The 12689-nt window shown below is 46.7% G+C and carries 6 protein-coding genes and 1 pseudogene; 2 read left to right on the top strand and 5 right to left on the bottom strand.

Annotation, left to right across the window (positions count from 1 at the left end; all coding sequences use genetic code 11):
• Positions 1-50: 50 nt before the first annotated feature.
• Both D5398_RS23670 and D5398_RS23665 read right to left on the bottom strand, forming a co-directional pair.
• Positions 51-842 carry a molybdopterin-dependent oxidoreductase gene (locus D5398_RS23670; protein WP_120509808.1) on the bottom strand — a complete coding sequence of 264 codons (792 nt, stop codon included), beginning with the start codon at positions 840-842 and terminating at the stop codon, positions 51-53.
• 7 nt (positions 843-849) lie between these two features.
• Complete coding sequence (locus D5398_RS23665; RefSeq protein ID WP_120509807.1) at positions 850-1455, bottom strand: cytochrome b/b6 domain-containing protein; 606 nt, start codon at positions 1453-1455, stop codon at positions 850-852.
• 237 nt (positions 1456-1692) lie between these two features.
• On the opposite strand from D5398_RS23665, the pseudogene D5398_RS25730 reads away from it, so the two are divergent.
• Positions 1693-1860: pseudogene (locus D5398_RS25730) on the top strand (IS630 family transposase); the annotation flags it as partial.
• Positions 1861-2105: 245 nt separating this feature from the next.
• Complete coding sequence (locus D5398_RS23650; RefSeq protein WP_162940834.1) at positions 2106-2699, top strand: alpha/beta hydrolase family protein; 594 nt, start codon at positions 2106-2108, stop codon at positions 2697-2699.
• A gap of 236 nt (positions 2700-2935) precedes the next feature.
• On the opposite strand, the gene D5398_RS23645 is transcribed toward D5398_RS23650, so the two are convergent.
• The 3 genes from D5398_RS23645 to D5398_RS23635 all read right to left on the bottom strand — a co-directional run bounded on the left by D5398_RS23645 (position 2936) and on the right by D5398_RS23635 (position 12118).
• A complete protein-coding gene (locus tag D5398_RS23645) occupies positions 2936-4675 on the bottom strand; it encodes an FAD-binding protein (RefSeq protein ID WP_162940833.1) in 1740 nt (579 codons plus the stop codon).
• A gap of 628 nt (positions 4676-5303) precedes the next feature.
• Positions 5304-6077, bottom strand: coding sequence for a 4'-phosphopantetheinyl transferase family protein (locus tag D5398_RS23640; RefSeq protein WP_120509803.1), 774 nt, complete (start codon positions 6075-6077; stop codon positions 5304-5306).
• A complete protein-coding gene (locus tag D5398_RS23635) occupies positions 6077-12118 on the bottom strand; it encodes a non-ribosomal peptide synthetase (protein WP_120509802.1) in 6042 nt (2013 codons plus the stop codon). Before D5398_RS23635 ends, D5398_RS23640 begins: the two co-directional genes overlap by 1 nt.
• Positions 12119-12689 lie beyond the last annotated feature (571 nt).

Here is a 12689-nt window from a genome sequence, read left to right as displayed (position 1 = left end):
TAATAATGCACATAATGTGCGGAACTATTGAATTACTAAATCTACAAAATTTAAATTCCGCCGAACCAGTTGTAGCCCTGATCTTCCCAGTAGCCGCCGGTGAACTTGTTGGTCACTTCAATGACTTGAATATGCTTAGGGTTTTTGTAACCTAATTTAGTCGGCATGCGTAATTTCATCGGAAAACCATATTTTCGTGGCAACGGTTCTCCGTCATAAGTAAGTGCAAGCAGAGTTTGCGGATGCAATGCTGTTGCCATATCAATGCTGGTGTAGTAATCGTCTGCACATTTAAAACTGACATACTGTGCATTCAGGTCTGTGCCAATCAGTTTTAAGAAATCAGCAAAAGGCACACCTCCCCATTTGCCAATGGCGCTCCATCCCTCAACACAAATATGACGGGTGACCTGGCTGACTTGCGTCATCTGGTAGAGCATTGGCAATGTCCACTCACGTTTATCAGCAACTAGTCCTGATACGGCTAATTTATAATCTGCTGCTTCAATGACCGGTGCTTCATCTTCGCTATAAAAAGCGTTGAAGGGAAACGGTCGGGTGATCTGTGATTCTGTATAGACTGGTGCCAGCAGTTGCCCGCTAAATAACCATGCCTGAACGCGGTCATTCATCCCGGAAATACGGGTTAATGCTGATTCAACGCTGCTGTTATCACTGATATCGCATCCAGTGAGCATTGCCAACCCGCCCAGCGTCAACCCTTGCTTTAAAAATCGCCGACGGTGCGAATGATCAAGCTGGCGTGAAACCAATTTCTCAGCTTCTTTTAGTACGTATTCTGTGTCCAATGAGGGATTAATGTGGCTATTTTTCTTATTCATTTTGGCCTCAGCGCCCTCGAATCATTGCTATCAGCGTTTTAGGTACTAACGCCACCATAATCAAATGCACAATTACAAAAGCCACCAGTGTTGCCATAGCATAAAAATGGATATAACGCGCGGTATCAAAGCCTCCCAGGAGAATACGCAACAGAGGAAATTGCACTGACTTCCACACGACCAGTCCCGAAACGACTACAATAATCCCGTCAATCATGACGAACAAATAAGCCAGCTTTTGCACCATGTTGTATTTTTTTAAATCGCCATGACTTAATTTTCCACACAGCGCATCCGCTAAATCATTAAAAATACCGGAAATACTCAGCGGAAAAAATTTTCGTTTCAGTCGTCCACTGGCGATGTTAATCAGTAAATAAATAATGCCATTAATACCAAATAACCACATGCCTGCGAAATGCCACTGGATAGCGCCGCCTAGCCACCCACCTAATATGATTTCATTAGGAAACCTGAAGTCAAATAAGGGGGAGGCATTATAAATCCGCCAACCGCTGGTCACCATAATTAACATTGCCAGTGCATTGACCCAATGAGATGTTATTAGCCATATGCTATGAACCCTTGGTCTGTTTTGCTCGCTATCATCCATAATTGGCACCGTTATTTATAATGAGACACATAGGGTGTTAATAATCGCCTAATTAATAACTTGTTAAGTTCTGGCCACAGAACAACATTTTAAATTAATTCTGTCAATTGATATTTCGTTGATTTTTTATATCGATCACGCTGTAAAATATAACTTTATTTCAGTGCGGTGTGATTATTTCAATTATTAAAAATCAATTTTCTAAATAATTGCTGGTGAATTTTCGGGGAGGGTACTGGGCGCTGGATTATCTGGTTCACTCTTTATTTTTTCAAAGACCTGAAATCATTTCTTTCAGGCCGTGGGCGATAATGGCTGTCTGAGCATATTTGTACGCTATTGAGTCAGCTACTTAAGCATTCACCAGGTGATTTTGGTTATCAGAGTTCTCGCTGGAGCACTAAGTGAGTGTAGCGTCGAAGACCCTGTGTATTACGAGGATGAGGTCGATTCCATCTCAACCCCAAATACGCGCGCGCTGGCAGCGCGGGGGTACATCGTCCTGACGTTCGGCCCTGCCTATCAAGGTGCGAGTTCCGGTCAGCCACGGGTTCTGGAAAGTCCGGCGGACCGAATCGCCGATCTGCGCGCTGCTGTCGATTTCCTGATCAGGCAGAACCAGGTTGACGCCTGGCGTACCGGCATGCTCGATGTTTGCGGCGGCGGCCGGAACGATGACAGACCATCGGATAAAGGCCTTGGGGGTCGTGGTACCTAGCGATATCGGCAATGCTTTTCGAAAAATGGTTGCAGCAGATGACGGCCTCAGCCGTCTCCTGGAAACCATAGCCGCGCAAGCGATAGACGAAGCCCACGGCGCTGCGCCGGTACTGCATCAATGGATCCCTGATACGCTGGCCGAGGCCAAGGCAGCGGGTATAACGGACATCGATATGCTGCAGGCTATCACTTACTGCCGAACCGAGCGCGGACAACACGCAAACTCCACTAATCGAAGCCATTACTTGAGTGATGCGTTAATTCTTGGCTTCGATGCTATCCATCTGGCGGAAATCCTGCTCACACAGCCCGTGCACGTTATCCTTGCAGGAAACTCGGCGGGGACAACCGGCTCTTTTGAAGACGGTTACCGGCTCTCTGAGTTGGATCGAGCTGCGCAACCGCTCATTGAAATCGCAGGCTCGCACCATTATCAGATGTACGACGTCTTGGAGTACGTCGTTCAGGCAGTGGAACACCTCGACCAGTTTTTCACACGTCAGTTGGCAGTAATGCAACGTTAGCGCGAATAGAGAAAGATGCAGGACCCATGCATTTTTGCCTCGTTGATAGAAAGGCAATTTCCGTCGGGTACAGTTTTCTACTCCCGTGGCAACCAATATGGCACTACAGAACAACTTCTTCTACAGCCGCAACAGCGGTGAGGTTGCCTTCCTGATATTGCTTTAAGGTTCAAAATGTACCCGGCGCATAGTTATCCGGGTACGGTATTAACTTCAGAGTCGGCTAATATGCCATACTAATTCACCGACAGAGGAATTGACTGAGCGAAGGCAAAGAAATTATTAGGATCTATGTTCTCCTTAACCCATTTCAGTCTTGCGGCGACATCCACTCCAAAATACAGCTCAGAAAAATCACCACTAAATGTGTTACCGCCGGGATCTTGCTTATAGCCACTATTAACGCCAATTTGGCGGTCCGGGTAGTTAAAATAACATCCTTGATACTTCGAACTCCATAATGGATATCCGCTGTTTTCTACGTCTCCTTGCGCAGCATTATGGATTGCGTTATAACCCGCATTAAACCAGGTCACGATATTCGCTTCTCGGGTATCAGGATCTGTTGTGTTATCGAAATTCTTCCAGTAAGTCTGGTATTGTGTTTTAAGATTTGAATTCCTGGCCGCGATTGCAGTATTTTGAGGTGTCTCATTCGTATCCATTGCATTGATTTGAGAACCATAGCTGTCTATCTGAATTAATGTTTGTGATTTATCTGCATCAACGGGGGACGGATTATCACTCTGCGTATCTGTCAGAAACGCAGCTATTGCTGATGACTCTGCGGAAGTGAAATTGCCAGAAATATAACTGCTTTTATACTTTCCATTCTGATTTTCACCAGAACCATTAAGAAATTGAGTCATTTCAATCCAGGGCAGATCGTAAATCATATCCAGTGAAACACTGCCTGAAACAGGATGACCAAGTAACTGGAATGGCTGTTTATGGTAGCCCGATGTTCCCGGGGCACTTACCCATGAAGATAATGCATCGGTAAATGTATTGATAATATCTAAAGCTTCTGCTTTTGTTATTGATGCAATGGTATTCCCACCCAGCGAAGCATCATGACCTGAGCTGGGACCATAGACTACCTGCATTGCAATGGACATAACGTCATCCGCAGAAGCCATATACGTGAATTTACCGAGTGTAAAGCCCTGAGGTTCCATTCCTTCACAGGCCACAAAATAAGCCTGCATGAAATTGTTGAAATTATCATTATCCACCGATCCATCGTCAACATTGATGAACTGGCTCCAGGGGACGGGCAGTGTAATAAAGAGGGCATTCTCGGGGGCCAGTGGTAGCTTTGTCTTCTCAAAATAGTATTTGGTGATGATACCAAAATGACCTGCTCCCCCTCCGCGACTGGCCCAATTCAGCAGATCATTGTCAGCCGGATCAAACGTTCTGAGAGTAAAGCCGCCAGCCCCATCAGGGATGACCATTTCCACACCGGCCAGATAATCGACAGTCAAACCGTGCAAGCGGGACAGGAGTCCATAGCCGCCACCGGCAATGTGACCACCGGCGCAAACGGAGTAACAGGAGCCTCCCGGAAGTGCAGCACCATAGGTTGAGTGAAGAGTTTGTTGTATAAGCCAATTAGATGCGCCGGGTTCGACAACCACATAAGTCGTTGTGTCTATAGTTTCTTCATATATCCCGCGCATATTGCTGACATCGATCACATATCGTGTTCCATTGGGATTACCTGCTTGCCCCTGAAACGTAAAATCTTCGTAACAGTGCCCCCCCGAAATCATTCGAATTTTGCCTGAAAGTGAATCAAACGTTTGTGGTGTAACTATCTCATTTAATGCAGAAAGAATATCAGATGCATTATAAACAAGGTACACACCTTCTTTGTCAGCCTCAGTTAAATCACCATCAAGTTTGTAGCGCTGATTAAACCCTCTGTCGAGGCCTGGGTAGTTATTTTTGGATGGATCAATATATGTATACATTATTTCTCCCAAACTGAACATTGTTAAGAAACGTCATTGCAAAATATCCATGTGGAAATAAAGCAACAATCATGGTTACTGTCACTCACTTTTTATTATTCGTTTGCGATCACTCTCTCAAAACTACCAGCCTATATTAGAATCACGTTTTAAAATAAATAAAAACAACAACGCCATTATATTATATAAAACCCAATCAGCTCTTATAATTTCCCATTTTCAGTTTGAATTCGTGATGTCGTAATACTCTTGCCATATGTCGATATTTTCAGATATACGACTAATTGCAAACGAAAAAACGACCACGCTCCACATAGCCAACCTTAGAAAAAATATATTTTCGGGAAGATTAAATATGAAAGAAATTAAGGTTCTTTTATGAATGTCATCTCCAAGGAATACGAGTTTAATTGTCGGTATTTAAAAGACTTTTACGTGTTGATGAGAAAAACCCTATTAGCTTTGAATATCATGAACTTGAAGGGAAATTATTCGGCAGATGCCCACTAATTTTCCATGTTTAGTTTTCCTGGCTCCACATGAAAAAGAGGGCAAACAAATTCTACATCGTTCGCAGGTGGAGGAATTAGCTTTTGTATTTACTCTCCCAAAGGTTAATTCCTCGATTTTACGCCCGCATAATTGTCACTACAATGTCGTTCATTAGCAAAAAAGTCCCTCTGGCATATAGTTGGGATGGAAAGAGAGTAATCAGCTCTTCCGGAATCGTCAGCGTAAACATCCCAGACTTCAGGTCAAAATCGACAAACCTGACGCTATGGAAAATCATCTCAGTGCGGGTTTTAGGAAAAACAAGTTTGTAAAAGCTCTCTTTCGCGGAGAAGGCCAGCGTTAACATCAGATGAAAGTCTAGTGGCTGGCTCTGCAAAAATTCATACTCCTGCGCACTAATAATGTGTGGCCATAAAAGCTGTGCATCTTCCTGGGACATCAGTGTTTCAATATCGATTCCCACCATACTCGCCAGTTGAGATGGCAGCGTTACGCATAGCGCTATTTCACGATTATGACTGAGCGAACCACTTATGCCCGCTGGCCATTGCGGGATCCCGTCCATGTCAGGAAGCAGCTTATGGCCGAATATGTGCAGCTGTGCCAGATTTCTTTTTGCCAGCGCACGCCCGGCAAGATATTCCGCCCGCCGTACAGGAAGTGCATTATTGAGCGATGGAGGGAAACTGACACCCAGCTCCGCAAATAATCTGTCGTCATAATGCTGCGTAAAAAAATGGCACCCTGTGACACCGCCAATGAGGCCAGGCAACGGGAGAGGGTGGCAGTTATTTAAAAAACAGGCTGTGTTTACTTCAAGAGGAGGAATGACTCCGATGTCACCCGGAGCGTATTCACTTTCTCCGGGTGAATATCGACGATCAGACATTACGTCAGCATATCCGGCAGAGCCGCTAGGAATCCACTCTTCAGCCAGAAGTCAGTATAAACTCGCAATAGTTCTGGCAAATCAATGCTGTAATCCGCATCAGTAACCAGAATGTGATCAATTTCCTCCCGGGAGTAATGCTGAGGTGTCAGATAAAACGACTTGAACAGATATAACGCATTTTCGCTGCTGATTTTAGGAACCCATTGCGTAGCCCATTCATCGGCACTGACAAATTGCAGGGGATACCCGTTTTTAGCAATGCTCTCGAGCAGGTTTCGCCAGGAAACTCCACTCACATGCCCCAGGTTGAGTGCACAGTCCGGATAGAAATGATGAATGCTGCTGGTGACCAGTAAAGTCGCCAACACGTCGACCGGACTGATATCAAGGTGATAACCGGGCCATTCAGGTGCAACCCCCTGCTGTAAACATCCTTTAATCAGATTCAGAGTATGGTTGGTCTCCACATTTGAGATCCCATTACGGGTTGAGCCGGTGATATTTCCCATCCGGTAAATACCGCCGTTCAGCCCTTTCGAGAAGGCCTCTGACAGCAGTTTCTCACACACCCATTTACTTTGAACGTATCCATTATTCATCGGGGGAGCATCGGCAATGGTTTTTTCCAGCAGACGGCAATCCTGCCGTGCTGCAGCGGAAAGTGTCGAAATATAAAAGAACTGTTTTTGCCGCCCGAATGTACACAACTTCATTAAATCCAGCGTACTGATGACATTCGCAGCGCGCAGAGTGCTGTAGCGATGCAAATGATTTACCCATGCACCACAGTGATAAATAGCATCGATATTCTCAGCCAGTGCTTGCCATGTTTGCTCGCTGAGGCCGATATTGGGTTGTTCAAGATCGCCGTGAACCCAATTTATTCTTCGTTCGTCAATCGTCAGCTGGTAGGTTTGCGCAGTCTGACGTAAACGCGCCCCCCCTTTTTCTCCACGAACCAGGCAATATACCGTGGCATCGGGCAATTGCTGCTGTAGCGTGGCCAGCAGGTAGATCCCAAGAAAACCTGTCGCACCGGTTAGCAGCAGGCATTTCAAAGGAATATCGCCGGCGGAAATAAACCCCTCCGGGGTAAGCTGGCTATCCTGCATAATCTGCTGGTATTCATCATTATGAGAAACACTTTCACCCTGAATATGAGCAGCCAGTTCGGCAAGATTTTCGCAGTTGAACACATCGGCAACTGACAGCATTTTCCCCAATTTCCGGCAGATTAAATCGGTCATTTTGACGACCAACAGAGAATGGCCACCAATATTAAAGAAATTATCCTCCCGGTAGCACGGAAGATCCGTCTTTAACAACTGCTGCCATATCTCTGCACAGAGACGTTCGGTGTCATTCTGCGGGAGCGTTTTTTGAGAGGTCGTCGCCGCGTCATTGACGGGCGGCAAACGCTTTTTATCGACTTTACCATTAGGTGTCAGAGGTATGGAGTCAATGACTTGCAGGTTTGCAGGGACCATATAAGCGGGAACGTGCCGACGAAATGTTCGCAGGATTTCGCTGGCAGGTGATTCACTTACGCACCAGGCAACGAGTTGCTTTTGACCATGCAATGTCCGGGCGTTGACGATAGCCTGAGTCACAGTTTCCAGCTCGCACAGGCGATGTTCGACCTCACCCGGTTCGAGTCGATATCCACGAATTTTGACCTGATTGTCCGCCCGGCCAAGAAAATCGAGCGTTCCATTTTCTGTCCAGCGGACCCGATCCCCTGTTTTATACATCACCGGAGTGGCAAAGCTTCCTTTAACACTTTCGTGCCAGAAGGGATTCGGGATAAAGGTTTCGTCCGTTTTTTCCGGTTTATTCAGATAGCCCTTCGCCAGCCCGAGCCCGGAGGCATACAGCTCTCCGGGAACCCCTGGTGGCAGCAGGCGATGCTGTTTATCAAGCACATAACAGACTGTGCCGGCAATGGGACGTCCGATCGGGATGGCATCTTTTTGACAATCCTCAATCGTGATCGGGTGAAGGGTAGTAAAGGTCGTATTCTCCGTGGGGCCATAACCATTCCAGATATGGGCCGGGGGCGCATCAGATGCCAGCACTGAAGCGACAATAGCCGGGTTCAGCGCATCACCACCGATCAACAGATGTTCAAGACAACCAAAGGCTGAAGGATCTTCACTGGCAAGCTGATTGAAAAGCGCCACGGTAAACCAGGCATCAGTAATCTGGTATTTAGCCAGTGTTGCCGGTAGTGCCTGGCTGTCAATGACCGTGTGGTAGGGAATGACTATCAGGTGGGCGCCATTGAGTAATGCCCCCCAGATTTCAAGGGTTGAGGCATCGAAAGCAATATTTCCCGCCTGCGCCATCACCGCATTTTGGCTTACCTGGTACGGAGCGGCATCAATAACCAGACGCAAGATCCCCTGGTGGAGAACTTCGACACCTTTTGGTTCACCCGTCGAACCGGAGGTGTACATGATATAAGCCACTTCGTCCGCTAGCTGCGAGACCGCACACACTGGCATCGTCCCCACGACCGGCGCAACCAGCAGATCCGCCATGTCATATTCCGGACGGAGCGTTTGTCGGTGTCGATATCTGGACTCAGTGATCAGGCAGGTAGCGGCACAATCTTTCAGGATATAGAGAAGACGGTCATCAGGATGTTCAGGGTCAAAAGGCACATATATTGCGCCAAGTTTCAGGAGTGCGATGATCAGAGCAACGGTGTCAGAGGTGCGGTCGAGTGCAAAAACCACACGTTTACCGTACAAATTTCCCTCTCGGTTTTGCAGCTGCCTGGCCAAAATGTCAGCTCGCGCATCCAGCTCGCGATAGCTGAATTGTCTTTCAAAATCACTTACAGCCGGTGCATCAGGTCTGATTTGAACCTGTTGATTGAAAAACGTCAGTACCGATCCCGTGTGCCGCTTTCTTTTTTCCGGAGCCCAGGAGAGTAGCTGCTGGCGGCGCATCTCGTCACCAATATCCATTACACGGGCCACGGACTGCTGGAGATGCTCCGTCATATTGACCATAAGCTGCTGATAATAATCCAGCAGACTTTCCATCAATGCTTCGGACCAGGCTCCCTCGCGAAAGGAGGTCTCGAGGCGCAACTCGCCATCAGGCTCAGGAACAATATTGAAAAGAAGATCGCATTTCGCCTGTTCTTCCGGCAATGGGTAAGGTTTCGTATGACAGCCAGCCAGCTGAAGTCCCTTGCCATCGCCACCCTCCGTGTTTTGCAGCACTAACATTACTGAACACAAGGGATGCTGATTACCGTTAGAGGGAATTCCACTCTGAGCAAGGACTTCGCTTAAAGGTGCAGCCCCATGCTGAAAACCTTCCGTAATCAGGATGTGGTTGTTTTTAAGCCAATGGATTAGCGGGAGTTCAGGCTCGACTTGCATTCTCAGAACTAAAGTATTCACGAAGAAACCGATCTGTTCTGCCACCCAGGGATGCTGACGGTTTGCCCAGATGGTGGATATCGTGATGTCCTGCTGGTTGCAAAGCCGTGATAGCAGAATTGCCAGAGCCGAGCAGAGGATATTGAATAGTCCTGTATTACACTGAATAGCGACTTCGTTTAGCTGGCGATGAAGTGCTGCGGGGATGATTTTAGTGCGGGTGATGGCTCCCACTGCTGACTTAACGCTGACGGGAAGTTGTTGGGGCGATACCCCGTTCAGCTGTTGCTGCCACCAGGCCAGGTCAGCAGTATGATCCAACTGCTGCTGCCAGGCGCAATAATCTATAAATTGGCAATCCAGTGCCGGAAGCGCTTCATCCTGAGCGTAGAGTGCCGAAAGCTCACGGAAAAAAATACCCATCGACCAGCCATCAGTAATGATGTGGTGGATATTAATAAAGAGTAACCAGGGGCTGTGAGGGACATGGTAAAGCACCATACGCAGCAACGGGTCATTCCCAAAAGTGAACGGCCGTTGAACCTCCTGACTGAGTTTTTCCCGCAGCGTATATTCATCCTTTGCTTCGTCCAGAATCAGCTCAGGAGATATTTCTGCTACTTGTTGCCAGGGTATCCCTTCACTAATGAAAATACGCGTTCGCAGGCTTTCATGCCGCTGGCATAGAGCATCCAGTGCTTGTGCCAGCCGGCCAGGATCAAGTTCACCTGAAAGTTGAAATGCCATGGGGATAGAATAGTGAGGTAATTGTGGTTCACGGTTACAAATCAACCACAAACGAACCTGTTCGTTTGAGAGCGCGATTTTTTCACCGGAACGTTGTCGCTCAATTTTGATAACACCACTTTGTGCTGGCAGCGCATCGATATGCGCAGCCATCTCGGCCAGCGTAGAAAAGTTGAAGAGATCGGTTAGTGAAACGCTTTTGTTCAGGTCAGTTTGAATTTTTTGTTTAAGTTTAACGACCAGGAGCGAATGGCCACCAAGAGAAGAGAAGTTATCCTCACGACCTGCGGGATGGGGCAAGGAGAGCAGTAATTGCCAGACTTTACTCACCCAAATCTCTGTGGCTGTCTGCGGCGGCGTCGCCTGGTCATTGATGTACTGCGGGGCAGGGAGGTTACGTTTATCAATCTTACCGTTTGCCGTCAGTGGGAATTTTTCCACTACCTGAAGATAAGAAGGCACCATATAAGCCGGTACCTGCTTGCGGAATATTTGCAGGATCTCACTGGCTTTCCGGGTGCTTTTACACCACGCAGCGAGTTTTTTCTGCCCGAGGTGTTCAGTTACCGTCACAATAGCCAACTCCACACCAGCAATTTGGCAGAGCTGATGTTCTACTTCTGCAGGCTCCAGACGAAACCCGCGAATTTTCACCTGATTATCCACCCGGCCCAGAAAATCTAAGGTGCCATCTGCAAGCATTTTCACGCGGTCGCCGGTTTTATACATTCGTGCACTCGCTGATTGCGGGGTCTGCTGCATTTCAAGGCTATAAAAAGGATTGGGGAAAAATGCTTCGGCGGTTTTTTCAGGCTGGTTCAGATACCCCGTCGCCAGCCCTGCACCACTGGTATATAGCTCCCCCTCATCTCCCGGCATGACGGGCTCGCGTTTCGAATCAAGCACATAACATTGAGTTCCTGTGATCGGTACTCCAATAGGAATACTGCCTCGTGTCGCGTCCTCCGGAGTGATTCGATGCAGTGTAGTAAATACCGTATTTTCTGTCGGACCGTAGCCATTCCAAAGCGCACCCGGAGGCGTATCGGAGCACAGGACAGCATGGATCATACTGGGATTTAGCGCATCACCGCCGGTCAACACATTGTTAAGCGTGCCAAAAACACCCGGGTTTTCCGTTACCAGCTGGTTGAAGAGTGCCACTGTAAACCACGCGTCAGTGATTTTTTCTTCGCGCAGAAAAATAGCCAGCGCTTCACTGTCAATTACCGTTTCATAAGGGATAACAACCAGCGTGGCACCATTAAGCAACGCCCCCCAAACTTCCAGAGTTGATGCATCAAAAGCAATATTCCCGCATTGCGCAATAATGGCGTCAGATGAAAACTGAAAGGGTTTGGCATTGAGCACCAGGCGGAGAATCCCCTCCTGCGGAATAACAACGCCCTTGGGTTTTCCGGTCGACCCGGAGGTATACATAATATATGTCGCTCCCGGCCCCGATGTTTCTGGCAAAGCAGGAAGTATTTCTGCTGTAGCGGGCGGGACATCCTCGATATATATCTCCGGGTAACTATTTTGCCTCTGCGCATTTTTTTTGGTGGTGATAACTATAGCAGGGTGACAGTCTTCAATAATATATTGCAAGCGTTCATCAGGATTGAGGGGATCAAAAGGAATATAGGTAATGCCAAGTTTTACGCAGGCAAGAATCACAGCAATAGTCACATCGTTTCTTTCAAGGCAAAATAATATTGATGTGGGATTATCATGAAAAGGTATTTTTTGTGAAATGAAACTGGCAATATTTTCAGACAATTCATTAAGTTGTTTATAAGTCGTTTGTCTGCCGTTATATTTCACGGCTGCTTTATCTGGTGTGTCTTTGACATGAATCCTGAATGCTGAAATTAGTGAACTACCTGTTACGTCCATATATAATGATCCACTTGCATGCTATGTAACAAAATGGCAACATTAACGTAGAGTCAATGTGATGTCGGGTTATAATATAATAACTCGACGTAAAATGATGTGATTGTTTTTATCACTAAATTTCATCACCTCATCCTTTTCAGGTGTTCCACCCCCCGCAAGGGGGAATTAATGACATATCAAAGATAAAATTATATATACATATTCTTACAAATAAATAAATCGATTCATACCTTAACTGCACCGGTTAAACCAATAAGAGAATATAGCCTCACTGATATCGGTAATAATCATTGCAACCTTTTCACTGATAAGTGTTTTTACTCAAGTTCAGATCAAAAAATCAAATCTCTTATTTTTAGCATAGCTCTCTACGGATGAATTTTTGCGTCTGCCATTCTTGCCGAAGAACCCTTAACCAACATTCCCCACCTGCGAGGCAGAAGATTTTTGATTCCTGATTGACCGACGAAAAAAGCGAACACCTGCCGGGATCCCAATCTGACAAAAAGTGCGCTAAACCTGACACAATCTTGACAAATAGATGCCCAGTCAGTAGTTTCATTTGCAA

This window comes from Rahnella bruchi, from assembly GCF_003614975.1.
GTDB lineage: Bacteria > Pseudomonadota > Gammaproteobacteria > Enterobacterales > Enterobacteriaceae > Rahnella > Rahnella bruchi.
Note: the sequence above shows the minus strand (reverse complement) of the source record. Positions and strands in the feature narration are given on the sequence as shown.

Coding starts and splice junctions, on each gene's coding strand:
- D5398_RS23670 (WP_120509808.1), bottom strand. CDS start 842: ATGAATAAGAAAAATAGCCACATTAATCCCTCATTGGACACAGAATAC.
- D5398_RS23665 (WP_120509807.1), bottom strand. CDS start 1,455: ATGGATGATAGCGAGCAAAACAGACCAAGGGTTCATAGCATATGGCTA.
- D5398_RS23650 (WP_162940834.1), top strand. CDS start 2,106: ATGTTTGCGGCGGCGGCCGGAACGATGACAGACCATCGGATAAAGGCC.
- D5398_RS23645 (WP_162940833.1), bottom strand. CDS start 4,675: ATGTATACATATATTGATCCATCCAAAAATAACTACCCAGGCCTCGAC.
- D5398_RS23640 (WP_120509803.1), bottom strand. CDS start 6,077: ATGTCTGATCGTCGATATTCACCCGGAGAAAGTGAATACGCTCCGGGT.
- D5398_RS23635 (WP_120509802.1), bottom strand. CDS start 12,118: ATGGACGTAACAGGTAGTTCACTAATTTCAGCATTCAGGATTCATGTC.